27 protein-coding genes are annotated in these 26,953 nt (G+C 63.5%); 8 read left to right on the top strand and 19 right to left on the bottom strand.

Going from position 1 to position 26,953, the window contains the following annotated elements; genetic code table 11:
* Window positions 1-66: 66 nt before the first annotated feature.
* Window positions 67-627 carry a dihydrofolate reductase family protein gene (locus KUF55_RS11030; RefSeq protein ID WP_132358256.1) on the top strand — a complete coding sequence of 187 codons (561 nt, stop codon included), beginning with the start codon at window positions 67-69 and terminating at the stop codon, window positions 625-627.
* 157 nt (window positions 628-784) lie between these two features.
* Here the strand turns inward: KUF55_RS11030 and hpaD are convergent, their stop codons facing one another.
* From hpaD to KUF55_RS11010, 4 genes are read right to left on the bottom strand one after another with little or no spacing between them, the layout of a single operon-like run.
* On the bottom strand, window positions 785-1,894 hold the full coding sequence (gene hpaD / locus KUF55_RS11025) for a 3,4-dihydroxyphenylacetate 2,3-dioxygenase (protein ID WP_218816672.1): 1,110 nt from the start codon (window positions 1,892-1,894) through the stop codon (window positions 785-787).
* A gap of 47 nt (window positions 1,895-1,941) precedes the next feature.
* Window positions 1,942-3,447: a 5-carboxymethyl-2-hydroxymuconate semialdehyde dehydrogenase gene (gene hpaE / locus KUF55_RS11020; protein ID WP_218816671.1), complete on the bottom strand. Its 1,506-nt coding sequence runs from the start codon at window positions 3,445-3,447 to the stop codon at window positions 1,942-1,944.
* A 55-nt stretch (window positions 3,448-3,502) separates the two neighbouring features.
* Window positions 3,503-4,162, bottom strand: coding sequence for a GntR family transcriptional regulator (locus KUF55_RS11015; protein ID WP_132358250.1), 660 nt, complete (start codon window positions 4,160-4,162; stop codon window positions 3,503-3,505).
* 6 nt (window positions 4,163-4,168) lie between these two features.
* Window positions 4,169-5,674 carry a fumarylacetoacetate hydrolase family protein gene (locus KUF55_RS11010; RefSeq protein ID WP_255556981.1) on the bottom strand — a complete coding sequence of 502 codons (1,506 nt, stop codon included), beginning with the start codon at window positions 5,672-5,674 and terminating at the stop codon, window positions 4,169-4,171.
* A 565-nt stretch (window positions 5,675-6,239) separates the two neighbouring features.
* On the opposite strand from KUF55_RS11010, the gene KUF55_RS11005 reads away from it, so the two are divergent.
* Entirely contained in the window at window positions 6,240-7,028 is a 789-nt protein-coding gene (locus KUF55_RS11005; protein ID WP_218816670.1) for a hypothetical protein, read from the top strand.
* Between the two features lie 68 nt (window positions 7,029-7,096).
* Here the strand turns inward: KUF55_RS11005 and KUF55_RS11000 are convergent, their stop codons facing one another.
* The 7 genes from KUF55_RS11000 to KUF55_RS10970 form a co-directional block, all read right to left on the bottom strand.
* Window positions 7,097-7,912 (bottom strand): alpha/beta fold hydrolase, encoded by an 816-nt coding sequence (locus tag KUF55_RS11000; protein ID WP_218816669.1) that lies wholly within the window; start codon window positions 7,910-7,912, stop codon window positions 7,097-7,099.
* Window positions 7,913-8,008: 96 nt separating this feature from the next.
* Window positions 8,009-8,329, bottom strand: a complete 321-nt coding sequence (locus KUF55_RS10995; protein ID WP_218816668.1) for an antibiotic biosynthesis monooxygenase — start codon at window positions 8,327-8,329, stop codon at window positions 8,009-8,011.
* A 132-nt stretch (window positions 8,330-8,461) separates the two neighbouring features.
* The gene (locus KUF55_RS10990) at window positions 8,462-8,908 is read right to left on the bottom strand and encodes an SRPBCC family protein (protein ID WP_218816667.1); all 447 of its coding nucleotides are present in this window, start codon (window positions 8,906-8,908) and stop codon (window positions 8,462-8,464) included.
* 26 nt (window positions 8,909-8,934) lie between these two features.
* Entirely contained in the window at window positions 8,935-9,903 is a 969-nt protein-coding gene (locus KUF55_RS10985; RefSeq protein ID WP_218816666.1) for a TIGR03086 family metal-binding protein, read from the bottom strand.
* Window positions 9,904-9,929: 26 nt separating this feature from the next.
* Window positions 9,930-10,229 carry a helix-turn-helix transcriptional regulator gene (locus tag KUF55_RS18780; RefSeq protein ID WP_255556979.1) on the bottom strand — a complete coding sequence of 100 codons (300 nt, stop codon included), beginning with the start codon at window positions 10,227-10,229 and terminating at the stop codon, window positions 9,930-9,932.
* A 289-nt stretch (window positions 10,230-10,518) separates the two neighbouring features.
* Window positions 10,519-12,429 carry a M64 family metallopeptidase gene (locus KUF55_RS10975; protein WP_218816664.1) on the bottom strand — a complete coding sequence of 637 codons (1,911 nt, stop codon included), beginning with the start codon at window positions 12,427-12,429 and terminating at the stop codon, window positions 10,519-10,521.
* Window positions 12,426-12,884 carry a hypothetical protein gene (locus KUF55_RS10970; RefSeq protein ID WP_218816663.1) on the bottom strand — a complete coding sequence of 153 codons (459 nt, stop codon included), beginning with the start codon at window positions 12,882-12,884 and terminating at the stop codon, window positions 12,426-12,428. The genes KUF55_RS10975 and KUF55_RS10970 overlap by 4 nt, the downstream gene beginning before the upstream one ends.
* A 223-nt stretch (window positions 12,885-13,107) precedes the next feature.
* Between KUF55_RS10970 and KUF55_RS10965 the strand changes: the two genes are divergently transcribed.
* The 5 genes from KUF55_RS10965 to KUF55_RS10945 are packed head-to-tail and all read left to right on the top strand — an operon-like array spanning window position 13,108 to window position 18,915.
* On the top strand, window positions 13,108-13,836 hold the full coding sequence (locus KUF55_RS10965; protein WP_255556977.1) for an NUDIX domain-containing protein: 729 nt from the start codon (window positions 13,108-13,110) through the stop codon (window positions 13,834-13,836).
* Window positions 13,833-15,101, top strand: coding sequence for a quinolinate synthase NadA (nadA, locus tag KUF55_RS10960; RefSeq protein WP_132358232.1), 1,269 nt, complete (start codon window positions 13,833-13,835; stop codon window positions 15,099-15,101). The genes KUF55_RS10965 and nadA overlap by 4 nt, the downstream gene beginning before the upstream one ends.
* Window positions 15,098-16,837 (top strand): L-aspartate oxidase, encoded by a 1,740-nt coding sequence (gene nadB, locus KUF55_RS10955; protein WP_255556976.1) that lies wholly within the window; start codon window positions 15,098-15,100, stop codon window positions 16,835-16,837. The genes nadA and nadB overlap by 4 nt, the downstream gene beginning before the upstream one ends.
* 55 nt (window positions 16,838-16,892) lie before the next feature.
* Window positions 16,893-17,768, top strand: coding sequence for a carboxylating nicotinate-nucleotide diphosphorylase (gene nadC / locus KUF55_RS10950; protein ID WP_370630991.1), 876 nt, complete (start codon window positions 16,893-16,895; stop codon window positions 17,766-17,768).
* Between the two features lies 1 nt (window position 17,769).
* Window positions 17,770-18,915 carry a cysteine desulfurase family protein gene (locus tag KUF55_RS10945; RefSeq protein ID WP_218816662.1) on the top strand — a complete coding sequence of 382 codons (1,146 nt, stop codon included), beginning with the start codon at window positions 17,770-17,772 and terminating at the stop codon, window positions 18,913-18,915.
* Window positions 18,916-19,121: 206 nt separating this feature from the next.
* On the opposite strand, the gene KUF55_RS18775 is transcribed toward KUF55_RS10945, so the two are convergent.
* Window positions 19,122-19,451, bottom strand: a complete 330-nt coding sequence (locus KUF55_RS18775; protein WP_255556975.1) for a sulfurtransferase — start codon at window positions 19,449-19,451, stop codon at window positions 19,122-19,124.
* 9 nt (window positions 19,452-19,460) lie between these two features.
* Window positions 19,461-19,955, bottom strand: a complete 495-nt coding sequence (locus tag KUF55_RS18770; RefSeq protein ID WP_255556974.1) for a sulfurtransferase — start codon at window positions 19,953-19,955, stop codon at window positions 19,461-19,463.
* Between the two features lie 264 nt (window positions 19,956-20,219).
* On the opposite strand from KUF55_RS18770, the gene KUF55_RS10935 reads away from it, so the two are divergent.
* Window positions 20,220-21,758, top strand: coding sequence for a sensor histidine kinase (locus tag KUF55_RS10935; protein WP_218816661.1), 1,539 nt, complete (start codon window positions 20,220-20,222; stop codon window positions 21,756-21,758).
* Here the strand turns inward: KUF55_RS10935 and KUF55_RS10930 are convergent.
* The 6 genes from KUF55_RS10930 to KUF55_RS10905 form a co-directional block, all read right to left on the bottom strand.
* Entirely contained in the window at window positions 21,755-22,525 is a 771-nt protein-coding gene (locus KUF55_RS10930; protein ID WP_255556973.1) for a response regulator transcription factor, read from the bottom strand. The genes KUF55_RS10935 and KUF55_RS10930 overlap by 4 nt on opposite strands.
* Before the next feature lie 142 nt (window positions 22,526-22,667).
* A complete protein-coding gene (locus KUF55_RS10925) occupies window positions 22,668-23,123 on the bottom strand; it encodes an HD domain-containing protein (RefSeq protein WP_132358224.1) in 456 nt (151 codons plus the stop codon).
* 104 nt (window positions 23,124-23,227) lie between these two features.
* A complete protein-coding gene (locus tag KUF55_RS10920; protein ID WP_132358222.1) occupies window positions 23,228-23,794 on the bottom strand; it encodes a GNAT family N-acetyltransferase in 567 nt (188 codons plus the stop codon).
* A gap of 87 nt (window positions 23,795-23,881) precedes the next feature.
* Entirely contained in the window at window positions 23,882-24,697 is an 816-nt protein-coding gene (locus KUF55_RS10915; protein WP_218816660.1) for a carbohydrate ABC transporter permease, read from the bottom strand.
* The gene (locus KUF55_RS10910) at window positions 24,694-25,614 is read right to left on the bottom strand and encodes a carbohydrate ABC transporter permease (protein ID WP_168151414.1); all 921 of its coding nucleotides are present in this window, start codon (window positions 25,612-25,614) and stop codon (window positions 24,694-24,696) included. Before KUF55_RS10910 ends, KUF55_RS10915 begins: the two co-directional genes overlap by 4 nt.
* Window positions 25,589-26,950 carry an ABC transporter substrate-binding protein gene (locus KUF55_RS10905; RefSeq protein WP_218816659.1) on the bottom strand — a complete coding sequence of 454 codons (1,362 nt, stop codon included), beginning with the start codon at window positions 26,948-26,950 and terminating at the stop codon, window positions 25,589-25,591. Before KUF55_RS10905 ends, KUF55_RS10910 begins: the two co-directional genes overlap by 26 nt.
* Between the last annotated feature and the right edge of the window lie 3 nt (window positions 26,951-26,953).

The following is a 26,953-nucleotide window of genomic DNA, read 5'->3' as shown; positions in this document are numbered from 1 at the left end:
GGTCGACACATTTGCGTGCTTTTATACCAGCCAGAGAGTTAGCCACACGCCGTCGAAGGGCCCACCATGTCCAAGTTGATTTACACCTTTCTCGCCTCGCTGGACGGCTATATCGCCGACGAGTCCGGGGACTTCGGGTGGGCGTACCCGGGCGAAGAGGTGCTGGACTTTATCAATATTTCCGAGCGCGATGTGGGTACCTACCTCTACGGGCGCACCATGTATGAAATGATGATCGGCTGGGAAACCGACCCCGAATATGCCGCAGCATCGGAAGGGAACGCGGCGTTCGCTCGGATCTGGCAGGCTGCCGACAAGATCGTTTTTTCGCACACGCTTGAGGCGGTGTCCACCAAGCGCACACGGCTAGAGCGCGATTTTGATCCCGATCGGGTCCGGGACATTAAGGCGTCGGCCGGGCATGACCTCGGTATTTCCGGGGCGGATGTGGCCGCATCAGCATGGAGCGCGCAACTCATCGACGAGGTCCAGATCTACGTGGCCCCGATGCTCGTGGGGGGCGGAAAACGGATGTTCCCCGACGGTGTTCATCAAGCCCTGCAACTGCTTGATGAACGTCGTTTCGACAACGGGATGGTCTTCCTGCGCTACGCGGTGGAGCACTGAGCGCTGAGCGCTGAGCGCTGAGCACGGGGAGCGAAAACGAATGGTAGCGCGGTGGCGGGCCGTGGCCAAGGGGCACAAACGCAACAAGGGGCCAGTTCTTCGGTGATGCATCAACCGATGCGTCACCGAGGAACCGACCCCCGGCCGGATGATCTATCTAGACCTGGTTGCCCATCTTGAAACCGATTTCCTCGCCCGGATCCCCGGTCATGGCATCGCCCGGAGCGCGGGTGTAGGAGAAGCCGTCGGCCCCGACGGTCACTGCCATCTCCGAGCTGTCGGTGCGCTTGTGGACCTCGCGGACGTTGCCGTCCAGGTCAAGGACCTTCGAAGCCTCGGTGTACCAGGACGGAACAACGGGGTTGCCCCACCAGTCGCGACGCTGGTTATCGTGGACATCCCAGGTGATGACCGGGTTGTCCGGATCCCCGGTGTAGTAATCCTGGGTGTAGATCTCGATGCGGTGATCATCCGGATCCAGGATGTAGAGGTAGAACGCGTTGGAGACGCCGTGGCGTCCCGGGCCGCGCTCGATGCGATCGGAGATGCGCAGGGCACCCATCTTGTCGCAGATCTGAATGATGTTGTGCTTCTCGTGGGTGGAGAAGGCCACGTGGTGTAGGCGCGGACCATCGCCCCCGGTCAGCGCGGTGTCGTGCACCGTGCCCTTGCGCTGCATCCAGGCCGCGTAGGTGGTTCCCTCTTCGTCCTGAATGTCTTCGGTGACGCGGAAGCCCAAGTCCTCGAGGTACGCCCGGCCCCGCGGAACATCGGGGGTCACCTGGTTGAAGTGATCCAAACGGACCAGTTCACCGGCGGAGTACAGGTCGTAACGCATGTGCAGGCGTTCCACGTGGGTGGTCTCGAAGAAGAACTCGTAGGGGAAGCCCAACGGATCCTCCACGCGCAGTGCATCGCCGATGCCGCGGACAAAGCCATCCTTGCGACGCTCGGTCCGGCAGCCCAGTTCCTTGTAGTAGGCCTCGGCAGCGTCAACTTCCTCGTTGGAACGCACACGGAAGGCCATGGCCTTCAGCGCTGCGACCGGACCCAGGGTCAAGACCAGGTTGTGGTGGATGAACTCTTCGAAGGAGCGCAGGTAGATCTGCGTGTCATCCTCGTAGGAAACGTGCAGGCCCAGGACATCGACGTAGAACTTACGCGAGGCGGCCAGGTCGGTGACCACGAGTTCGGCATAGGCGCAGCGCAGGATGTCCGGGGCCGGAACCGATGGGGTGGGAATGGGGTTTGCTGGTGACTTCGTCATAGTGGGTTCGCTCCTTCGCGAAAAAATATTGGGGGAGGGGGAGGAAACTAGGCGCCGAACTTGGGGGTGTGAACCTCACCGAGAGTGATGTGCACTGCCTGCTGGTCGGTGTAGAAATCGATGGAGCGGTAGCCGCCCTCATGTCCTAAGCCCGAGGCCTTCACGCCGCCGAAGGGGGAGCGCAAGTCACGCACGTTGTGGCTGTTGAGCCACACCATGCCGGCCTCGACGTCCTGGGCGAAGTTGTGCGCGCGCTTCAAATCGTTGGTCCAGATGTAGGCGGCCAGACCGTACTTGGTGTTGTTGGCCAGCTCGAGGGCTTCTTCGTCGGTGTCGAACGGGGTGATCGCCACGACCGGGCCGAAGATTTCTTCCTGGAAGATGCGCGCATCCGGAGCCACATCAACAAATACCGTGGGGGCGACGTAGGAGCCGTTTTCCTGGCCCTCGGGCAGATTCTCCGGGCGTCCACCGCCGGCCACCACGCGGCCCTCGGACTTGCCGATCTCCACGTAGCTCATGACCTTGTCATAGTGCTCCGGGTGGACCAGCGCGCCGACCTGCGTGGCCGGATCGTGCGGGTCGCCCACGGTGATGTTCTTGGCGCGGGCCGCATAGGCCTCCACGAACTTGTTGTAGATCGGGCGCTGCACCAAGATGCGGGAACCGGCGGTGCAGCGCTCGCCGTTCAGGGAGAAGACACCGAAGAGGGTTGAATCGATGGCCGCGTCGAAGTCGGCATCGGCAAATACGATGGCCGGAGACTTGCCGCCCAGCTCCATGGACATGCCCTTGAGGTTCTCGGCACAGTTGCGGAAGATCAGCTGTCCGGTGGAGGACTCGCCGGTGAAGGAAATCAGCGGGACATCCGGGTGCTTGACCAGTGCGTCGCCGGCTTCCTCGCCGATGCCGTTGACCAGGTTGAAAACGCCGTCGGGCAGGCCGGCATCCTTGAAGATGGTGGCCCACAGGGAGGCGGAGAGCGGGGTGAACTCGGCCGGCTTGAGCACCACGGTGCAACCGGAGGCGATCGAGGGGGCGAGCTTCCAGGATTCGAGCATAAACGGCGTGTTCCACGGGGTGATGAGTCCGGCGACGCCGATGGGCTTGCGGTTCACGTAGTTCAGCTGGGATCCGGGCACCTTCAGCGCGGTGTCGTGCTGGGCGACGATCAAATCGGCGAAGAAGCGGAAGTTCTCGGCTGCCCGCTGGGCCTGGCCTCGGGCCTGGGTGATCGGTAGGCCGGTGTCGAAGGTTTCCATCTCGGCGAGGCGGTCTTCGGCGGCGACCACCGCATCGGCGATCTTGTAGAGCACCTTGGCACGCTCGCGGGCCTTCATCTTCGGCCACGGGCCGTTCTTGAACGCCTCGGTGGCCGCAGCGACGGCCGCATCGATGTCTGCCTTTTGGCCGGCGGCAGCGGTGGCGTAATTGGTGTTGGTCACCGGATCCAGGACGTCAAAGGTTTCCCCGCCGATGGAGTCAACGAATTGCCCGCCAATGTAGTGCTGCAGGTGGGTCGGGAGGTTCTCGGGAACGAAGTGCTTGCTCATATGTTCTCTCCTTGCTGGTAAGTGTGCTGGCGGCGGGTGATCCCGCGCCGGTTCTTTAGAGCGGTGAGGCCGGAAGGCTGGCCGCCGCGAGGTAGGCGTTGAGTGTTCTGGTGCGGTGGGCCCGAGCCGCCTGTTCAATCTCGGCGGCCGGGGCCTTAGCCTCGATCAGATCCAGGATCTGTTCGTGTTCCTTCACCGATTCCCTGGCGCGGCCGGGGATGTGGGTGAACGACGAGGAGCGCATGAGCGACATCCGGTTCCACCCGCGGTGCACCAGATCCAGAATGTGCGGATTGGGGCAATGCTGGTAGAGCACCTGGTGGAACTCGTTATTCAGTTCGGTAAATCGGGTGGCATCAAAATCGAGCAACAACTCGCTCATGAGCTGGTTGATGGCGCGGGCCGCGGCCAGCTGCCCGGCATCAACAAACGGGGCACTCAGGGCCGTGGCCGCGCCCTCGATGATCGCCAGGGTCTGCATGGTGTGCAGATACAGAGCGGCATCGGTAGTCACCACGGTGGCTCCGACATTGCGTTCGAAGGTCACCAGACCTTCTGCTTCCAGACGCCGGATGGCTTCGCGCACCGGGACCACCGAGCAGCCAAGTTCCGCCGCGATGGTACCCAGCACCAGTCGGTAACCGGGGGTGAAGGAACCCTCGGTGATCCGTTCGTGTAGCAGCCGGTAGGCCGACTCTGATTTACTCGGGGCCACGGCGGTCTAGATTTCCGGTTCGCCGTCGGCGACCCATGCGTTGTACTTGGCTTTCCATTCCTTGTTCATCGGGAACAGGCCCTTGATCTGGTTACCGTTTTTCACGTTCAGGAACACAAAGGTGTCCTGGCGTTCGGATTCAACGACCTCGTCGGCGATCTCCGCTGCCAGGTGCGGCGGGATGACCAGAATGCCATCGGCATCGGCAATCACGATGTCCCCGGGAACGATGGTGGTGCCACCGCAACCCACTGCCACGTCGGTGTCCCACGGCACGTGCTTGCGCCCGAGCACCGCGGGGTGTGCCCCGTTGTGGAAGGTGGGGATGTCCAGGGCTGCGACGGCGTCAAGGTCGCGGACTCCGCCGTCGGTGATGATGGCCTCGGCACCACGCACCTGGGTACGCATGGCCAGGATGTCGCCCAGCGTGCCCGAGCCCTTTTCGCCGCGGGCCTCCATGACGAGAATTTCACCGGGCCCGATGTCGTCGATGACGCGCTTCTGGGCGTTGTAGCCGCCACCGTGCGTCTTGAAGAGGTCCTCGCGGTTCGGTACATAGCGCAGCGTGCGGGCGGTGCCGATGACCTTTTTCATGCCCTTGGTGGCCTGCAGCCCGTCCACCGAAACGTTGTTCAGCCCGCGCTTGCGCAGCGCACCGGAGATGGTGGCCGTGGCCACCGACAGCAACTTGGCCTTGACCTCATCGGTCAGTGCCTCCTTGCCGGTGATCGGAGAATCGATGCCGGCTGCGGCGGCGGTGCCGAAGGCGTCAACCTTGTCCGCGTCGGTGATCTTTGGCTGGTTGCCGAAGGCAGCGAACGTGGCGGTGCCTTCCACCACGGTGGTGGCCAGTCGACCGGTGGACAGTCCGGCTGCCTCGTCATCAACCTGGACCTCCACGAGGTCACCGGGCACGATGACCGAGGAACCCGCCGGAGTGCCCGTGAGGATCACGTCCCCGGCCTTGAGTGTCATCTGCTGGGAAAGGTCGGCAACAATCTGTGCAAAGGAGAAGATCAATTCGGCAGTGGAGGCGTCCTGGGCGATCTCGCCGTTGACCCAGGTGCGGATGCGCAGAGCGGTAGGGTTCAGGGCGGCTGCCGGCAGGAGAACGGGGCCCAGTGGGGTGTAGCCGTCACCGGACTTGGAGCGGATATTTGATCCCTTGTCGGCGTACTTCATGTCATACACGCCCAGGTCGTTGGACGCGCTGACGTGTCCAACGTGGCTCCACGCGTCCTCGACGGACACGCGGCGGGCGTCGGTGCCGATGATCAGCGCGATTTCGCCCTCGAAGGCGAGCAATTCGGTACCGGCCGGACGTTCGACGGTGGCGCCGGAGGCTGCCAAGGAGGAAGAGGCCTTCATGAAGTACGACGGGAAGGCGGGGGTGCGTCCGCGCTGGGCGGCCCGTGAGGAGTAGGAGAGATGAACGGCAAGGACCTTGCCTGCAGCATCGAAGGTGCTCTGGTCGACCTTGACCAATTCGGTGGCTGTGGCTTCTTCGCTCACGGGTTCCTCCTGTTGTGTATGAAATCGTATACGATCCAGTGTGATGCGGATCTCGATGGATGTCAAGGCGTGGGCTCAAAGTATTTTCGATGCGTCCGGCCCGTGGCATGGTGAGCCTCGAAAGGTCGTGGCATCGGGGGCGGGGAAGGTCTCGAAAAAGTTTTTCGATTTTCTTTTCCACCTCGCGTCACGATCCAGACGAACATGTGTCTTAGCTAGTGAAAGCGGGTAGATGTAGCTCATCTCCGCTCAGGCACAACGCGCAAAAGACGAGTCTGCCCCTGTGGAGAGACATCGAGGATTGGCTGGGTGCCGATCAAGCGACGTTGGCGAGGTGGTCTGCCCGTGGGTGATCTCGACTCCTTGGGGGAGACGAGAACTTCGGCGAAGACGCTGGGGACCTTGGGGGTCCCTTGATGTGGGAAACGGCGGGTTCTGGGTTCCTTGGGGGAATCCGGAACCCGCCGTTTTTGTGGGCGGCGGGTTCCGCAGGCCAAAGTATCGGTGCTTCATGGCAGTGTGTGCAGCAACCATCGTTCCCGTTGTAGCCCAGGAGCCAACAGCCATGCCAGAGACCACGGAATACTGCCAGCCATGGTGCGAGGATCACGGCGGCGGTACCTGCGGGGCCGCGTTTGTGCTCTATGAAAAGCCCGCAACACTTCATAGCAGGGAGACGCTGGCCGGGATCGACCCGGAAGGGATCGGCGGCGGGATTTCGGGCTGCAACGACCTTGAGCTTTCGGTGGGCAGCGAATTTCTCGATGACGAGGACCACGCGCCAGTACTGTGGTGCACCCTGAACCTCGCCCGGATTGATAGCACCTACCGTGGGGAGGCGACGGCATCGTTCCAAACCAACGCCGCGGGCATGAAAACCGTCCACGCGCAGCTGGGACGGTTTCTGGCCCTGGTCCGCAGCGGGGACGCGCACCTGGCCGAGCGAGAAGCGGGCGTTGCGCCGACCCACGTGGACTGGGTTGCCCGGCACCGGGGCCAACAGCACCCGGACGACTGTCAGCCGTGGTGCGAGGTCCATGGTGGCGACGGCTGCCGTCTGACCAAGACGCTGGGGTTATCCGCCGGATCCGGTGACGAGAACCTGGTCTACGGGGATCTGGGTGCTGCGGCGGGGGCGGCCAACTTGCTGGCGGCACGGGCCGTCTATACCCCCGGCGCCGAGGGTAGTCGCGGTTGCTTCTACCTCGCCCTGGATTGCTGGAACACCGTCGGTAACGATCGGGACGAGCACCGCACCGACCGGGCCGCATCCTTGCCGGTGACGTTGCCGGCCCTGAAGCGCGCCCACGCTCGGCTCGGGGAGCTATTGGTGCAGGTGGGGGCGGGCCGCTGAATCAGGATGCGCCCGGCCCATGGCCGGACGCGGGCATGAGGGCGAGGGGCCATACACGGAGTCCGGGTTTACTTCTCGCCCAGGAACTCGACCGCGGCGTTCTTGAACTCCCGGCTGGTCACGGCGTTCGCGTGGTCACGGCCCGCTATCCAGAGCACCGACTTTTGTGTTCCCCGAGTACTCAAGAGCTCGGTGAGTCGGGGCATGGTGGTGGCCAGCGCATCACCGTCTCCCGCCACGAGCAGGGTCGGCATCGAAGGGACCATCTGCTCGGGCGCAAACGGTTCGGTCTTGATGGCCAGGATCATGCTCATCAGCGAGAACATATCGTTGGACTCCACGGTCATCGCCATGCGCAGCAAATCCGCCGTGGATTCGTCGACGATCGATGTGCCATCGGCCAGGAACCGTTGGGCGGCATCAACATCAAAGGCGGCCAGCGGGTCAATGCTGGCCGGACCGCCGAGCACCAGACGGTTCACGAGCTGCTGCTGTGTACCGCCAAATTCCCACGCCAGGCGGGCGCCGAGGGAATAGCCAACGAGATCCACACCGCTCAACGCGTCGTTCGGGGACAGAGCCGTGACCCCGTGGTCCATCAGCAGTTGGAGCAGGTCCGCACGCATGCGGCTGGGAGTGTAGGCATCAAGATCCTCGGGCGCCGGAGAGGTGCCGTGGCCGGGTAAATCCACGGCCAATACCTTGCGCCCGGCCTCTGTCAGACTGCGGATCCAACCGGACTTAACCCAATTCAGCACGCTGGATGAGGCAAAGCCGTGAAGCAGGACCACCGGGCGCAATGCCGAGGGGGTGCCCGGCTCATAAACGCTCAGCCCCAGGGCGTTAGCTGTGCCTTCAACAAGGTGGTTGTGTGTGGTGTCCATGAGGCAGATCCTTTCAGATCTTGATGAGCAATGCGAGTGTGGAAGGTGTGTGCCCGCTGTGGATGCGGGTTTGATTTTCCGCGGCCGCGGTGGTCGCTAGGCGTGCTCGGCCGGCGAAGCTCTCATCGGCTCGATCGTCCTAAAGTGCTCAACCACCGGGAACGGCTCGTAAAAGCGGTGTAGCAGGTGCTTCCACTGCAGGTAATTCTGAGAACCGCGGAAGCCGACGGTGTGCGCCTCCACGCTCTGCCACAGGACCAAGAGCAGGAAATGGTGTGGTGTCTCGATGCTGCGCGAGAGCTGCAGTCCTTCGAAGCCCTCGGTGGCGGCGATGAGCGGGCGCGCGCGTTCAAACGCGGCCATGAATTCTTCTTCCATTCCCGCGATGACTGGCAGCAATGCGTGTTCGGTGATCATGCATCCAAGTCTGCACCAACCCGGGTCACCGAAGCGAAATTGTGCCGCGGACTCTGGTGTTCGCGGCACAATACCGCGCCCACCCGCCGCGTCGAATCGCACGAAGCTTTGGTGGGCGCGGCTTTTCGTGGGTCAGTGCTCGGCGGCGCCCGACTCGAGCAGGGTCTTGAGTTTGAGCAGGTCCTTGCTCATGGCTCGGCGCATCATCGGCGTCATCAAGAATCCGGCAATCTTCGAAAATCCTGCCGGTTCACCGGTGTTGGTTAAGCTCATGCGCGTTCCGGTGCCCTCATCGCTGAACGTGTACGTGGTTTGCATCGGGAAGGGGCCCTGTGCGGTGCGCATGACTAACGTGGTGTCGGGCACCCATCGGACGAACTCGTAGGTGTAGTTCAACTCGCGCCCCATGAACCGGGCGCCAAAGTCCACGAGCGTGCCAACACCCAGCGGCGGTCCACCGCGGTGAGTGGCCGTCCCGATGTTGGCATACCAGGTGGGGGCGTTGGCGGGATCGGTGGCGAACTCGGCCACGACGGTGCGCGGACGCTGGATCAGGATCTCGCACCGAACGTTGACCATGGGTGCTCCTCGATTTTCCGTGCCGATCAGCGGGCCGCAACGTCTCGGCCGGTGAAGGCCATCAGTCGCTCGAGGCTGGCGGCCGATTCGTCGACCAACGTTTCCTCCGCAAAGCTGGTTCCGCGCATCTGCGGGCCGATGGTGTTCCGCGCTAGGGACAGCACGTAGTCCGAGAGTCCCGGGGTCACGTCTAGTTCCGCTCCGGTGGCAGTGGCCAGATCCCAGGCGTGAACCAGGAACTCGAGGTTGAGGATGTTCGCGACGGTGGTGGCGGGTAGTTCGGCGAAGCCCATGTTGATGGTGCCTTCCAGTCCGCGCTTCGTGAAGGCCTCGAGCGTTGCCTGGGCTGCATCGGCAACGCGTGCCTCGGCGGTGGCGGAGTCGTTATCAACATGATCCACGCCCAGCGCCTTGCCGATGCCCACCACGGAACCCACGAGGTGGTCCACCAACTGGGAGACCGTGAAGTTCTCACACGGAGTGGGAAGAGCGGCATCGGTCGCCTTGAGCTGGTTCAGCACACGTTGAACTATGGCCAGCGTTGCCTCGGCACTATTGAGCTCGTTGATCGGATCCGGGAGCGCCGCCCATTCATCGGGCCCAGCGTCCCCATCGGTACTAAAACGGACCAGACGATCCATAAAGTGGTTCCAGCCCTCGACATGGCCCGCAACGTCCTCGGCGGCCAGACCCTCGTGCAGCAAGGTCAGCGTGATGCCACCCTCGGTCGGCTCCAGGGTAATGGTGAGCGTTGAGGGCGAGGACTCGGAACCTTCCCAGCCCCAGCCGATGACTAGGCGGCGCCCGGGCTCGATTTCCTTCACGGTTCCGGCGACGGAGTGACCGGGAGTCATCGTCCAGCGGTAGTCGCCACCGGCTCGCAACTCCATACGCGCGGCGACGGTCTGCCACCGGCGCAGGCGTTCGGGCGAGGTGACGAGGTCAAAGGCGGTGCTAGGGGAAACCGGGAGGAATACTGATTTGCTGATGGACATGAGGGGGTTCTCCTTGAGAATGATATTTAGGATGTCAGGCCCGTGGCTTCGGTGACCAGTAGATCCAGCTCCGAGGTCCAAAAGGACTCCAGTGCGCTTCGCAGGCCGCGCATCCCCGCGGGGTTAAGTCGGTAGTACCGATTGCGGCCAACTTTCCTCCCCTCAACCAATCCAACCTCTGCCAACAAGAGCAGATGTTGGGAGATGGCCGAGCGGGTCACGGGGAACTTCTGAGCCAATTCGCTGACGGTGCGCTCGCCGTCGGCGAGAATCTGGAGCAGGGCACGCCTAGGCGGTTCGGCGGTGGTTTCCAGAATGTCAGGCACAGGAAATACGTCAGCGCTCACTAACGCATTGCGCAAGAGGTTGAGCCAGAGGTTGCGCAAGAAGTTGATCGAAGGAGGGCGAAACGCGCCGTGGATGGGCGGAGGATGCGCGGTGAGGTGGCTGCTGGTGCAGTCCGATGACTGAGCGCAGGGGCCAAGAAATGATGGCACAAAGGGAGAGTCCGATCCGGGATGATCCTGCGGTGGTTTCCATCGCGCCGGAGCGGGCACTCCGCTGGATATTGGGTGTGTTGTCGGTGGCAGTTTCGCCACCGGCAACGTGCCGTGGCTAGCTGACGCCCAGTTGGAACCAGCCGGCCCAACCGGTTCTTCCATCCCACCAGGTGCTGTAGGCCTTGGAGTCGGAGCCAACAGCAAAAACATCAAGGTGCTCGGTGATGCGGGAGATGGCGGTGACCGTGCTGCCCGGGGCGCCAATGCCACCGCTGACGTTAAACCAGCCAGCCCATCCGCCAGGGTCATGCCACCACGTGCTGTAGATGCGGTTATCGGTGCCCACGGTGAACAGATCCAGCTGATTCGAGTACCGGGATACCGCGGTAACTTGCGATCCGGGTGAGGCGAGACCGCCTGAGACCTGGAACCAGCTGCCCCAACCGCCGAGCGCATTCCACCACGTGCTCACGATTTTTTGGTCCGAAGCCACGGTGAACAGATCCAGCTGGTCACGATGGCGAGCCACCACATTCACCGTCGAGTCACTGCGGGCAAGCTGAGACCCGATCCGGAACCAGGAGGACCACCCGCTGCGTTCATCCCACCAGCAGCTCCAGATGCGATTGTCGGTGCCCACCGTGAAGAGGTCCAAATGGAAGGGGTACCGGGCGATCGCCGTGACGGTGGCCCCGGCCGCGGCAATACCGCCGGAGACGTGGAACCAAGTGGACCAGCCGCCGGACGCATCCCACCAACAGGACATGATTCGGCCATCGGCGGCCGTGGTAAACACATCCAGGTGTCCGGTGAGCCGGGAGACCACGTTGACGGTGGAGCCGGGCCGCGCGATTAATCCGCCGGCCAAAACGAACCAGTTGGACCATCCGCCGGACGCGTCCCACCATGCCGAATAGACCCGATTGTCGGTGCCAACGGTGAAGAGGTCCAAATGTCGGGCGTAGCGGGAAACCGCGGTGATGGGGGAGCCGGGACCACCCGGGGACGCCACGCCACCGGAAATCTGGAACCAGCCGCTCCACCCGGTGGAGGCATCCCACCAGTCGGTGACGGTGCGTCCATCGGTACCCGCGGCAAAAACGTCAAGGTGCTCCGGGTACCGAGCCACGACGTTGATGGGTGTGCGAGCGCGGGCCGTGAGTGTGGTCAGCGGCGCAATGCGGTTGATAATCACCTGAGCGCAGATCCGGCAAAACGGGACCGAAAGGTTGCGCATTTTGCAGTCGTACTCGGGGCGGTAGGCCCCGCAGTGGTAATAGTGCGCTCCCTCGAATGTTCCCACGGTGCCGTTGGGCACGGTGCTGGCCCGGGAATCCACGGCCGCACAATTGGGATTGGCCATGGTGGGCAACGCGGTGCTCGCTGCGACGGCCCAGCCCCATTTGAGCGTCGCACGGTTGGTGTTGATGGTGACGTTGGGTTCCCCGGGTTCGGACGCCGGGTGGTGGTCGTGCCCGGTTTCGGCGCCCCCGGCGTAGTAGGGATATTCGTCGGCCAGGCCAAAGGCGGTATGCCCCGCCTCGTGAATGCCGATCTCCGAGGCCCCCGAGGCCAGCGAGAAGGTGCCCACCGAGCCGCCGGAGCCGCCATAGATGGTGGAATTAACCACCAGTAGCGCCAGGGTGAATTGTGGGACTTGGGCCGCGGCGACGGAAAGTACCGTGCTGGTATTGCAGATCAGGAGCCGACGGATGCCGTTCCCGCCGAAGCTGGCATCAAAGTAGGTGCGGGCGCTCGCCCCGGTGCCGCCTCCGGAGACCGGATCATCTGCCCCCGTGTCGGTGGAGGAAACATTAACCCGGAAAATGTTGATGGCGCTGGCCAGATCGGTAAACGGTGCCGTGCCCAGCAACGCGCTGACAAACGCGGAGCAGGCCGTGTTGAAGGCACCCTGTTGGCCAGTTTGGAATCCGTCGCCCAGCAGCACCACGTTGAAGGCTCTATTTGCCGGTGCCGAGCCGCTGATCTGGGTCGTTCCCATGATGGTGCCATCGGCGGTAGTCATTCTGAATCTCCCTGAGGCTCGAGGGTAAAGACGCCAAGGACCGTTTCGGTGGGCTCGATTGGTGCCGGCGGGAGCCCCGGTTCAACCTCGCGGTCCGCTGGTGGGGTGCTCACGGAAAGGAGTGCGACGCTTGCCGCGGCCGTGGGCGCCGGCAGGATCACGGTGAAGGCGCCGCGTGGTGCATCGGGGGTAACGCGGACGATGGGTTCACCGGCGGTCTCGGGGAAGACCTCCAGTGTGTTCTGAAGGCCGCTCACCGGGACGCGGGCGATCTCCCGTTCTGCCGTATCGCGGATGACGGCGAAGTGGCCATTGCGGGATTCAAGAGGTGTTTCGGCTCCGGTTAACGCCATATTTACCCGTTGTTGGGAGATGAGTCGAACCGCGTCTCCCTCGTATTCGAAGATCAGTCGCATGGCCCCGGTATTGCTGTCAGGGCCCGGTTCTTGGGGCATGTCATTCACGCTTTCACTGCAGGAAGTCGGCATCCGAGGTGGAATGCAGACCGGTGGTGAGCTCAGTACATCCGCGGTTCTCGGGCCAGTCAAGGCTCGTCATGGCCGAGTAACGAGTCGGTAATGCCCGTGGTTCTGCGGCGTGTCATGCTCTTGCGGATGGCGCTGGTTGGGAGTAGCCTCACTTATGGTCAAAGTGACACTAACTAGGAAGGTGGATCGCTTGCCGTTTTCGAATGTGGCAGAACGCCGCGAGCAACCGCCAACACTTGCCGTGTCCACGGTGATATTTTCGCTACGCGATAACGAACGCACCGGGCGCAAGAGCCTCTGGCTACCACTGGTGCGTCGCACACGCGAACCCTTCCGTGGCCAATGGGCATTGCCCGGTGGCCCGCTCGGGGCCCGGGACTCACTGCTGGACGCCGCGGCGAGCAACCTGCGCGATACCACCGGATTGATCCCGCGCTACCTTGAACAGCTCTACGCTTTCGGGGACCTAGACCGTTCGCCCACCCGCCGGGTCGTCTCCATCGTCTACTGGGCATTGGTCCGCGAGGATGATGCGCACGATCGAGCCACCTCGGTGCTGCTGGATGACCCGAATGTCGCCTGGTTCCGTGCCGATGACCCGCAGGTCCTGGCCGAGATGGCCTTTGACCATCGGGAAATCATTGAGTACGCGCTGTGGCGCCTGCGCAACAAGGTCGAATACGGCTCCATCGCCCACCGCCTACTCGGCGAGCGCTTTACCCTGGCCCAGGTCCGTGAGGTCTATGAGGCCGTGCTGGATAAGGCCCTTGATCCAGCCAACTTCCGCCGGCAACTGCGCACGGCGGCCAACATCGAGGAAACCGACGAGTTCCTCTCCGGCGGCAAACACCGCCCCCCACGCCTCTATCGCTACACCGGCACACCTACCCACCGACTTGAGAGCGAGTCCATCGCATGAGCAGCATCAATTCCACCCTGCAGAGCCTGAAACTCGTTTCCCCCGAGGCCAGCTGCAACACCGATCTGTCCAAGGGGCCGTGGCTTTTTGACACCGGTGCACCGGCCTATGGGCCCGGCTCCTCGCAAGAGGATGTGGCGCCGGTTTCCACCCCGCGCCAGGGAGAAATTCCCGCCGAGTACCGCGAAGCCTCGGATGCCGAACTCACCACACGCATTCTTGCCGCGAAAAAGACCCTCGGTGATTCCCTGGTGGTGCTCGGGCATCACTACCAGCGTGATGAGGTGGTGGCGTTTGCCGACTTCGTGGGGGATTCCTTCCAACTGGCCAATGCGGCGCTGACGCGTGAAAAGGCCAAGTACATCGTTTTTTGCGGTGTGCACTTTATGGCCGAGACCGCCGATGTGCTCTCCACGCCGGAGCAGCAGGTCATCCTGCCGAACCTGGCCGCGGGCTGTTCGATGGCCGACATGGCCGATGAATCCTCGGTGGAGGAATGCTGGGAACAGCTCATGGATCTCTACGCGGAGGAATCGGAGGCCGACGGTAAGGCCGCCGTCATCCCGGTGACCTACATGAACTGCTCGGCGGCGCTGAAGGCCTTTGTTGGCAAGCACGGCGGGATCGTCTGCACCTCCTCGAACGCCGCCACGGTGTTGGAATGGGCGTTTGAGCGCGGTCGTCGGGTGCTCTTCTTCCCGGACCAGCACCTGGGACGCAATACCGCCAAGGCCATGGGCGTTCCACTGGAAAAGATGCCGATGTGGAATCCGCGCAAGGCGCTGGGTGGCAATGACGCTGCCACCCTGCTCGATGCCAAGGTCATCCTCTGGCATGGCTTCTGCTCGGTGCACAAGCGCTTCACCGTGGCCCAGATCGAGAAGGCGCGCGCCGAACACCCCGGGGTGCGGATTCTGGCGCACCCCGAATGCCCGATGCCGGTGGTAGACGCGGCCGATGAGGCCGGATCCACCGACTACATCCAAAAGGCCGTGGCCAATGCGCCGGCCGGTTCGGTCTTCGGCATCGCCACCGAAATCAACATGGTGAACCGGTTGGCCGCCGCGCACCCCGAACACACCATCTTCTGCCTGGACCCGGTCATCTGCCCCTGCTCCACCATGTACCGCATTCACCCCGGCTACCTCGCCTGGGTGTTGGAGGCACTGGTGGATGGGGTGGTGCTGAACAAGATCACCGTGGCCGATGACGTGGCGGCCGACGCGAAGGTGGCCCTGGAGCGGATGCTGGCGGCCCGGCCGTGAATGCCGCGAATTTGAGCGCCGGGGAGCTAAACGGTGCGGACCTGATCGTCGTCGGCTCCGGTGTCAGCGGTCTCTACGCGGCGCTTTCGGCAGCTGCCCGCGGACGCACGGTTACGCTGCTGACCAAGGATGCGCTGGAGAATTCGAACTCCTGGTACGCCCAGGGTGGGCTCAGCGCCGTGGGCCCGGAGGGCATCGCCGCGGGGGACTCGATCACGAGCCACGTGGCCGACACGCTGACCGCCGGCGCGCAGCTGAACGATGCCGAGACCGTGGCGCTGATGTGCTCCTCGGCCTGGGCGCATGTTCAGGAACTGGTGAGCGTCGGCGCGCACTTTGATACCGACGCCAGCGGTGAGTTTGCTCGGGGTTTGGAGGCGGCGCACAGTCACCCGCGAATCCTGCATGCCGGCGGTGATGCCACGGGCCGGTCACTGGCCAGTGCGCTGATCACCGCCTGTCGCCGACAGGAGGCCGCCGGCGGGCTCACCATCCGGGAGCATGTGTTTGTCACCCAACTGATCACCGCAGCGAACCCCCATGCCGACCCGTCCCAGGCTCACGCCGCCACGGATCAGGCAACCAGCAGAGTCATCGGCGTGCGCACGCTGGGGCCAGAGGGGAGCCGTGAAGAGCTGTTCGCCCCCGCGGTGCTGCTGGCTACCGGCGGCTCGGGGCAACTATATGCCGCCACCACCAACCCGGCCGGTGCCACCGGCGACGGTGCGGCCCTGGCCTACCGGGCCGGCGCGGCACTCGGGGATCTCGAATTCATCCAGTTCCACCCCACCTTGGTGAGCCCCGGCGGATTTATGGTCTCCGAAGCGGTGCGCGGGGAGGGCGCGATCTTGATTAATGAACACGGCGAGCGCTTTATGCAAGAGATCCATCCCGATGCCGAACTGGCACCACGCGACGTGGTGGCCCGCGCCATCCACGCGGTTCGAGCCAACGGCGGCACCGTGCACCTTGACGCCCGCGCGGTCGAAGCCAAACACGGGCCGGGGTTCCTGGCCCGCCGCTTCCCCTCCATCACCGCGGAACTGGGGAAGCTGGGTTATGACCTGGGCCTGGAACCGGTGCCCGTCACGCCCGCCGCGCACTACATCATGGGCGGGATCTTGACCGATGATCTGGGTGCCTCCACGCTGCCCGGGCTTTATGCCGCCGGGGAATGCGCCAACACCGGTGTGCACGGGGCCAACCGCTTGGCGTCCAACTCGCTGCTCGAGGGCTTGGTCTTCGCCTGGCGGATGGTGGTGAACCTGCCGATGACCCCCGAGATCGGCGACCTTGCCAACTCCGAGACCAACAGGGCACTCGCCAAGGTGATAGTCGCCCCGCCCCGGCGTTGGACCGAGGGAAAGGCAGAATCGTCGCCGGACTCCGAAGCGGACGAGCTGCAGAACCTGGCTCAGCTCCAAGATCTAGCTCAGCGCTACCTGGGCGTGGTGCGCACCGGCGATGGGCTGAGATCCGCGCTTCGACAACTTGAACGCTGGCAAGTGATCCCGCATGATCGCAGCTCCCACGAACTGGCCAACCTGCTGACCCTAGCCACCTTGATCGCCACCGCCGCGCTGCATCGGGAAAATTCCCTCGGCGCACACTACCGCTCCGATGCACCTGAGCCACCGCTACCGGTGGCAGGTCACCTCCAGCGCTTCGCCCAACAGGCACCCACCGCGCTTCAAGAATCGCTTCAAGCACAGCAAAGGATCACGACCCTTGTCTGAAACCACCACCCACACCACCACCCACTCCACCTCCAATCCCGGCGCGGACATCGCGGTGCCCGGCATTAACATCCAACCGGTACCGGCCCGCGTGATTCAGAAGATTGTGCTGGCGGCCCTGGAGGAAGATAACCCGCGCGGAGATCTCACCGGGAACACACTGATCCCCGCGCACACCACCGCCACCGCCGCGGTCATCGCCCGCGAATCGGGCATCTGCGCCGGGCTGGACACCTTCATCACCGCGATGAAACTCACCGATCCCGCCCTCGAACTGGTTCCGGCGCTCGCCGACGGGGACAGTTTTGCGCCGGGGGATACGCTGATCACCGTCAGCGGTCCGGCCCGCTCGCTGTTGGCCGGAGAACGCGTGGGATTAAACCTGCTTCAGCGCCTGAGCGGCATCGCCACCGCCACCGCCGCCTACGTTGCGGCCGCGCAGGGAACCGGCGCCCGGATCGTGGACACCCGCAAGACCACCCCCGGGTTGCGGGTGCTTGAACGCTACGCGGTGCGCTGCGGTGGCGGCTTTAATCATCGGGATAATCTCTCCGAGGCCGTGATGGCCAAGGACAATCACCTCGCGTTGCTGGGCACCGGATCGACGCTGACCAACGCGTTGCGCCGGGCCCGTGCCGCGCTGGGGCACACCGTGCACTTTGAGGTGGAGATCGATTCCCTGGATCAGCTCGACGCGGTGCTGGCGGCCGGAGTGGACACCATCATGCTCGATAACTTCACGCTCGCCGATTTGGCCATCGGGGTGCGTCGCATTGCCGGTGCGGCACTGGTGGAAGCCTCCGGGAACGTTAAGCTGGAGACCGTGGCGTCAATCGCCGCCACCGGGGTCGACGTCATTTCCTCCGGCGCCCTGACCCACTCGGTGCGCGCCCTTGACCTCGGCCTGGATATCAGGATGGAAGCAAACTAACGTGATTTACCTCGATGCGGCGGCCACCACCCCCGTGCGCCAAGACGTGCTGGACACCATCATTCCACTGTTGACCCACGACTATGGCAACCCGTCCAGCACCCATGAAATGGGCCAAACCGCGGCCCGTGCCCTCAACTACGCGCGCGAAACCGCCGCCGGCGTGCTGGGCGTCCGCACCGGGGACATCGTTTTCACCTCCGGCGGTACCGAGTCCAACAACCTGGCCATCAAGGGGTTGGCCCTTGGTGCCCCGCGCGGACGCCACCTGATTCGCTCGGCCATCGAACATCCCTCGGTGACCGAGGCCTGCGCCTATTTGGTGCGCCACCACGGTTTTGAGCTGGATATCGCCCCGGTGGATGCCCACGGCCGTGTACAGCTGACCGCCTTCAAGGCATTGCTGCGCAGTGACACCACGCTGGTGAGCGTCATGGCGGTGAACAATGAGGTGGGCACCATCGAACCCATCACCGAGCTGGCGGCCGCCGCCCATGACGTCGGTGCCCTGGTGCATGTGGACGGTGTGCAGGCGGCCGGTTGGTTTCACATGGGGCAGATCGCCGCACAGGCCGACGCCCTGAGCATTTCGGGGCACAAGATTGGCGGGCTCAAGGGGGCCGGGCTGCTGATGGTACGCGGCAAGCTAGCCCTTGAGCCGCTGATCCATGGGGGAGGGCAGGAGCGGGAACGGCGTTCGGGCACCGAGAATGTGGCGGGCGCCGTGTCCACCGCCACCGCGTTATCCCTTGCCGCGCGCGCCAACACCGAGGCCGCCGCCCAGAGTTATGGCGACTACATCATTTCCGCGGTGCTCAAGGGACTGAATACCGATGGGCGGATTCGTGCGCGGCTCACCGGGGATCCGGTACACCGCGTGCCGGGCATCGTCTCCTTCGTTTTCCCGGAGACCGGGGGCGAGACGGTTCTGCTGGAACTGGAGCGTCGCGGGGTGATCTGTTCCTCCGGTTCGGCATGTTCGGCGGGGTCCACCGATCCCTCACCGGTGCTCATCGGTATGGGGTACAGCGAACAAGAGGCGCACACCGCGGTGCGCCTGAGCTTTACACGCAAGGTCAAGGAATCCGAGGTGGCCACCGCTGCCCGGGCCGTGGTGGCGGCGGTGAAGGCCATCGCCGGAGACTGAGCCGGTCAGGCGCCCCGATCGTGTGTCGACTCGTCGGGGCAGTTGTCGGCGTGCGACGGCCCGGGACTGGCGCACGCTCGAACGCATTCGAATCTATGTTCTAGTATCTCACGATATCACTGACCCACGTGCGCCAGTGACAGAGCTAGGTGGGAACGCGCCAGACCATAGGATCGGGGCGTGGTCGAATGTCTTCTCGGTTGGATCTACCTCTCCGCAACGCGTCGCGGGTCCCTGGCATATTCGGACCAGCTACCGGGGTAGAGGCGGCCGCGTCCGAGCCCGACGTGTTCGAGGGCCAGCAGATTGTGGCACGCGGTGATGCCGGATCCGCAATAGGAAACGACGGCAGAGCCGTCCTGGACCCCGGCGCGCGCAAACGCCTCACGTACCTCGGCGACCGGCAGGAGCCGGCCAACGGAGTCCAGGTTTTCTCTGCAGGGCACGTTCACCGCGCCGGGAATATGCCCGGCTTGGGGATCCGTGGGGAGCTGAAGGCTACCGTCGAAGCGTTCGGTGGTGCGGGCATCAACCACGATCCCGGTCTAGGCAGCGAGGTCCTCGGCATGCACCAGAGATGCTTCGGGCCAGGGCGCCGGCGTGAAGTGCGCCGGCACAGGATGTACCGATTCACGTTCGAGTGGACCATTCCATGCGGCAATGCCGCCATCGAGCAATGCTGCCCGCTTCCCGAGTGCCCGCAGCATCCACACCAACCGTGCCGCAATGACGCCCCCTGCATCGTCGTAGGCGATGACCGTCGAGTCATCGCCCACCCCCAGTGAAGACATCCCCCGGGCGAAAACCAGCGGAGAGGGCAGAGGATTGAGCCCCCGCGCGCCGGACTCGCCGGATAACCACGTATCGAGGTCGACAAACACGGCGTTGGGGATGTGCCCCCTGTCGAATGCGTCCCGCCCGGAGGATCCATTGAGGTACCAGCGTGCATCGGCAATGATCACCTGACGGTGGTGCCCGTGTAGCCACGCTCCGTCAACAAAAGGGGGAATGATGCCGGGGTTGGCTTGAATCGCGTCCATGCCTCACGATATACAGACGGTCAGCCATCTCAGTAGCGACGTCTCAAATATCGAGATCGCCCCATGAGCTTCCCGACGGGGGATGCGAGCGCGGGCATCCGCGTTTCCGATGAATTGCACCGCGGATGCGCATCGGGGACATGCGCCGGGCTTTCCGCACCACGTGGCGCGATTTAGCGCACGGAGCAATAAATCCGCAGCGCACTCTCTGGTCCCGGCTTCGGCATCGCGAGTAGTCTGGCGCATAGGGGTCAGGAGGTAGAGATGTCCAAGCGCAGCGATGCCCGTATTCGCGAACTGCTCGCCTCCATGGCCTCGATCTCCAGCGATCTCTCCGTCACCGCCATCACCCACCGCGTGCTTGATGAGGCAATGGCCATCTACGGCGCCAGCTCGGGCCTCTTAGAGCTCACCAGCTCGTCGCACCAACAAGGACACCTCGCCAAGGGCAAGGATGCCGCCGGTTTAAGCCAACCGGCAGGTAAGGACGAAGCCAAGCGTCTGCGCCTAGAACTGCGGACCCGGCAGGAAATTTTCGCGCTACTCACCCTGGGACCTAAAAACGGTAAGGACCGTTACTCCAAGGCCGATCAGGAGCTTGGCGCTGCGCTCGCCGGAAGCGCATCGGTCGCCCTGGAGAATGCACAGCTCTACCAAGATGCCGCAGATCGCGCCCGCTGGCTCAGCGCCTGTGCACGCATTGGCGGTTTGCTGGGGGGAGAGTCGCGCCACCACACCCAGGGGCTTAACGAGGTGGCGGAGCTGGCCAGCAACGAATCGCGCGCCAGTTATGCGTTGCTGCTGACCCCCATCGAACATCAGGAGGGAACCGGACCCGGTTACCGGATCTCCGGGATTAGCCAGAACCTCCCGGACGGTCTCGTGGGAAGGGTGTTGCCGGAGCAGGGGGAGAGCAATGAACTGAACCTGGCGTACTCCACGCCCCTGCTGCTACCCACGCCCGACGCCATCCTGCCCGCCGGCCTCATCCCCACCGGTGCCCACACGCTGCTGGTAGAACTCAGTGCCCGCGCCACGCACTACGGAATCCTGCTGATGATCCGCGAGGAGGGCAGTGATGAGTATGGGCCGGTCGACATCCAGATGGCCGGGATCTTCGCCGATAACGTCGCCCAGGGACTCGGGCTTCTCCAGATGCATCACCTACGCGAGGAGGTCCTGCTCTATCTGGAGCGCGAACGCATCGCCCGGGACCTGCATGACATCGTCATCCAACGCATCTTCGCCGCGGGTTTGGGCATCAGCGCGCTGAGCAAACACCTACCAACCCTCGCGACCCGGGAACGCGCGGGGGCCATCGCCGGGGAACTGGACACCACCATTGCCGAGCTGCGTGCCACCATCTATTCGCTACAGGCCACCGTGGGGGCTAGCGAAAGTCCCAGCTCCCGGATTCTGCGAGCCATTCGCTTGGCCGCCGAACCCCTAGACTTCACCCCACGGGTGCACCTGGGAGACGGAATAGATGCACTGGTACACCAGAGCACGCTCACCCACGTGCTCGCGGTGATCACCGAGGCCCTGAGCAACGTGGTGCGCCATGCCCATGCAAGCGCCGTGGAACTGAGCATCGAACCGACCTCTTCCACGCTGCACCTGCGTATCCACGATGACGGAGTGGGACTTGGCGCGGTGCACCACGAAAGCGGACTGGCAAACATGCGCCAACGTGCCGCCGAACTCGGAGGAACGCTGGCCGTACACTCAACGCCCGGGCACGGCACCACCCTGAGCTGGATCATCCCGCTGCCAGCACCGCCAGCGCCGGGCAGAACGGACTAGGTACCACCGGCGTCCGGACCACGCACCGGATGGGTCACAAACACCGCTGCCTGGGTGCGCGATTCAAAACCCAGCTTCGCCAACATCGAGGAGACGTAGTTCTTCACCGTCTTCTCCGCCAAGCGCATGCGCTCGCCGATCTGCCGGTTGCTCAGTCCCTCACCCACCAGTTCCAGCACGCGGCGTTCCTGCGTGGTCAGTTGGGTGAACCGCGGGTCAAGGTTTTCGTGGGTAATCAACCCGGAGATGATGCGGGCCTTGAGCCCCGGGGTGAACAGCGATTCGCCGCGAGCCGCCCGGCGCAACGCGTTGATCAGGTCATTGCCGGCGATCTGCTTGAGCACGTATCCCATGGCGCCGGCGAGTACCGCCCCGCGCAGGGCTTGTTCGTCGTCGTAGCTGGTGAGAATCAGGCAATTGAGCGACTCATCAATCGAACGCACATCGCGGCAGACCTCGATGCCTGTGCCATCGGGCAGCCGGGCATCAAGCACCGAGACATCCGGGCGGAGCGCCGGGATCTGTTTGCGTGCCTCACCCGCGGTGCCGGAAGTACCCACCACCTCAAAGCCCTCACCCTCAAGTAATTCGCGCAGGCCGCGGCGGACCAACTCATGATCATCAAGGATGAAAACACGGATGGGTGAATCGGGGTCATTGTGCTGCAGCGGGCCCGTTGCCTCGGCAATTCCGTGATCCTGACCCGGATCCTGAGAAGGGTCTGGCAGCGGATGAGGCGCGGGCGCCGCAGTACCGACGTTCTCCATGGTGCCCCCCCATTGATGGTGCGTGCCGCAGCAATCCTGCGCTTTACTCCATTCTTGGCCGCCGAACCCGCCCCGGACAAGGGGCCAAAGCCCCGTGGTGGAAAATAACTAAGAAATACCGCAGCGCAGGGTGGTCCGGTGCCTAGGCCGGAGGGGTGAATCCGAGCAACGAGCGAACCCGGGCGTACTTGGCGGCCAACCGCTCGCGCATTTCGGCCGGTAACAGGGCCGTCCGGGCGGGGTCGGTGTTATCCGCCAGATCCGCACGCTTCACCGCCAGGGCCGTGGGATTCGCCGCGATGCGCGCGCAATAATCTTGTAGCGATTCGCCGTCGATCTTGGTCACTGCTTGCACCGCCTCGATTACCGTGGCCGGGATCCCGGCAAGCGCGAGTTCGGCGGCGCTCACGTCGCAGTCCTCCAGCACGTCGTGTAGCCAAGCTGCGGCAATGGCCTCGGTGTTGCCGCCGTGTTGCGCAACGCCAGCGGCAACACGTTCGGGATGGGTGATGTAGTCGATACCGGATTTATCTACCTGTCCGGCGTGATTGATCCGGGCGATATTTTCAGCGATCCGGACGAATGCTGTTTCGGTCATTTTGTCCTTTGTTGGTGGGCAGGAGTGAGGTTATTTCCCAGCGTACAGACCTCACCGGTGATCTTGATCGACGCCCGGCGTCGAGACCCGGCGACCAACAGCGCTTAGCGCGTGGTGAGCCACTGGTGCCGGGTGATGGCATATTCAACATCTCCTGCTTCGTCCCCGTCGATGCGCACCGGCCAGTCGGCGGTAAAGTGGCGGATCAACCTCATGCCGGATTTTTCCAGCACCCTACGTGATGCCGTGTTCACCACCATGGTGCTGGCAATAATTCGGGTAACCGCCACCGAATCCACGGTGAACCCATGGTTGATCAGTGCCCGGGCTCCCTCGGTGGCAAATCCCTGAGACCAAAACTTGTGCCTGATTCGATAGCCAAGCTCCGGTTCGTCGATGGGTCCACCGGGCTCCGGGCGCAGGTGAAACCAGCCGATGAACTCCCCGGTTTCGCGCATTTGAGCCACCCAGAACCCGAAGTCAGCCCCGGCGCGGTGGTAGTTCAGGTAGGCGGGCAGGTAATCATCGATGAGTTCGAGAACGGGCGTGGGTACCGAGTTGGAGATGAAGCGCATGACGCGTGGATCCGAATCCAGCTCTACCAACAGCCCGGCATCCTCATCGGTAAATTCTCGCAATATCAGGCGCGGGCTGCGCAACAGGATCTTCATGTCTCCAGTGTGCGCTCCCGCAGCCCGTCCCGGCAGAGTCGCTACCGGACTTAGGGATCCGTGGAAGTCTGCGGAATCGGGGCGCAGCTATTCCTTTACCGCACCTTCGAGCATGCCCCGGATGAAGTGGCGCTGCATCAGGAAGTAGAGAATCACCACCGGTAGCGCGACCATGACCGCTGCGGCCGCCAATAGGGCGGTGCCCTGGGTGTATTGGCCCTGGAAGAAGGCCAGACCCAGGGGTGCCGTTCTAAACTCGCCGGAGGGTGACATCACCAGCGGGATCAGGAACTCGTTCCACGTCCACATGAACATCAGCACGATCATCGTCGTGATTGCAGGGCGCCCCATCGGCACCAGAATGGAGACCAAGATGCGGCCCTTCGAGGCCCCGTCCACCCGGGCCGCATCCATGATCGAGGGACTCACGGATTTGAAATAGGCGCGCATCCAGTACGTACCGAAGGCGATGGATTGGGCGACCTGGGGCAGTGCCACAGCCCAGGGGGTATCGGTGAGTCCGAAGGTCCGCAGATCGAAGAACAATGGGACGATGATGGCCTCGGAGGGCACCATGATCCCCAAAAGGAACAGATAGAACAGTACCTGCTCGCCACGGAAGCGCATGGTGCCAAAGGCGTAGCCGGCCATGACCGAAAGGACCAGCGCGAGGGACACCACGATCACCGCGATGAGCACCGAAGTCGCCATGTACGTCCCGAACCTGCCCTGGACCCAGGCCTGGGCAAAGTTCTCGGGGTGGAAGGCACCGGCCCGGGCGGCAGCGGCGTTGGCCGGACCGAACGCCGTAACCACGATGGAGAAGACCGGGGTGAGCACCACGACGGAGAAGAAGATCAGGATGGCGTAGTTCAGCGTGCGTTCACTCGGCGAAACCCTCATGCGCCACGCTCCGAGATCCGGTTAACGGCCAGGGTGATCAGGAAGATGATGATGCTCAGCGTGACGCCGATGGCCGCGGCGGAGCCCACCTGTCCGGTCTCAAAGGCCCTGCGGTACACCTCATAGCTCGGCACCGTGGTGGAGGATCCGGGCCCGCCCGCGGTGGTCATGTAGATCAAATCAAAGGTCTTCAGCGATGCGACGATGGTCAGGGTGAGCGCCACGGTGAGCTCGGCTCGCACCGAGGGAACAATGATGAAGATGAATTCACGCACGGCCCCGGCGCCATCGAGGCGAGCGGCTTCGAAGAGCTCGGTGGGGATCTTGGCCATGCCGGCGAGCAATAGCACCGTGACCAGCCCGGTGGAAACCCAGGAGCCGATCAACCCGACGGCGGGCAGTGAGAAAACATAGTCACCGAGCCAGGCGCGGGTCAGTGAGTCTAATCCGATGGAGCGCAGGGCCGAGTTCAGTAACCCATCGGGAGCATAAATCTGTTTGAACGCCACCGACACCACGACCATCGCAATGACCTGGGGCAGGAACACTAGGGTGCGGAAAAGTGAGAGTCCGCGGGCCTTGGAGCGCGTCAGGACCGCCGCCAACACGAGTCCGATGCCGCAGGGAATCACCGCAAAAAAGATGATGAAGGCCAGTGCATGGCCAAAGGCGGCGCGCAGTCGATCGTCGGTGAATAGCTCGGTGTAGTTACCGAACCCGACAAAGGTCGCCAGCGTTAACCCATCCCAAGCGAAGAGGGAAAGGTGTACGGAACGGGCCAGTGGGTAGAGCATAAAGGCCGCGTAGAGAATGAACGCCGGGGCGATAAAAAGGTACGGTGTGGCCGCGTGCCCCCGGCGCCCCGAGGCGTTGCGCGGGGCGCCGGTTGTTCTACTTTCCTTGGGTGAAGCCCGCATAGTCAGCTTCCATGGCCTCGGTGAATGCCGGTGCGTCCAGTTTGCCCTCGAGCAGTCCCTGCAGCGAGTCGCCGAGGGTGTCTCCCATGGTGGGTGTCGCGTAGTCAAGGTAGGGCAGCAATACCCCGTCGGTGGTCACCGATTCGAAGGCGGTGAACACATCCTTGAGCGCCCCGGTTTCCGGCGCATAGGTGGAGGTGTTGAGCACCGGCAGGTTCCCGGTGTCGGCCAAGATGCCCATGGCCTCATCGTTGGTGATGAAGTCGATGTAGGCGGCAGCCAGGTCGGGGTTTTTGGTTTTGGCCGTCACGGTGAACGGCAATCCGGTGCCTCCGGTAGTTTGTGCTCCGTCCCCGGCCGTGGCGGGAGGAACAAAGAACCCTACGTCCTCGCCCATGGCATCGGCCAAGTCGGCGGCCATCCACGATCCGCCCATCAGGAATACGCCTTCGCCCTTGGTCAGCTTCTGCCATGCGGCGTCGTACTCGGTGCCGTTCACCCCCTTGTTGAAGTAACCCTTGGCGTTCCAGTCCGCCAGGGTCTGTGCCGCGGCTTGATTTTCGGGAGTTATCCACGAGGCACCGGCATTGCCGAAGCCGAGCTTCTCGATCTGCTCCGGGGGGACCTTTGCGCCCTGAATGGGGCCAAAGACGTGACCTGCCGGCCACTTCTCGATGTTGCCCAGGAGCAAGGGGGTTTCGCCAGCCTCCTTGGCCGTGACGATGGCCGATTCGAACCCTGCCCAATCGGCCGGGAGCGTCAGGTCCAAGGACTCGAGCTTCTTCTTGGAGTAAAAGACGCCCACGATCTCTCCGACCTGTGGCAAGCCGTAGATCGAACCCGAGCCGAAGGTCGTGCCGTCAGTAGAATACTGCGAGTACTTCAGCACCGAGGCGGGATATCGCTCATTCCAGCCGTAGGCATCGGCCCAGCCGTCCAGTGGCAGTAATTGGCCGGCCTTCACGAATGCGCCCATGGTGTTGCGAGCATTGTTGGCTTGGACCACGTCCGGGGCATCGGTGCCAGAGAGGGCTAGCCGCAGAGTCTTGCCCAGATCCTCGAAGGACTGGGAATTACGTTTGATGCTCACATTGGGGTATTTCGCCTCGAAGGCGGCATTCAGCTTGGTCATTTGTTCGTTCTGCCCGCCGCGGACCTCCTGATCCCAGACCGTGAGCGTGACATCGCCCATTGACGCTACGTCCTTGTTGATCGCGGCGCCCGTGGCGGGGGCCGAAGGGGCTGGAGCCTCGGAACCTGGGGTGCACGCAGCAAGAGTTAATGCTAGGGCCGCGGCGATCAGGGTGCCGGTGAAGGTTTTGCCTCGGGGAAACATTTT

The sequence above is a fragment of the Paeniglutamicibacter sp. Y32M11 genome (genome assembly GCF_019285735.1).
Lineage (GTDB): Bacteria > Actinomycetota > Actinomycetes > Actinomycetales > Micrococcaceae > Paeniglutamicibacter.
The sequence above is the reverse complement of the archived record's forward strand: the minus strand, read 5'-3'. Positions and strand labels throughout refer to the sequence as shown.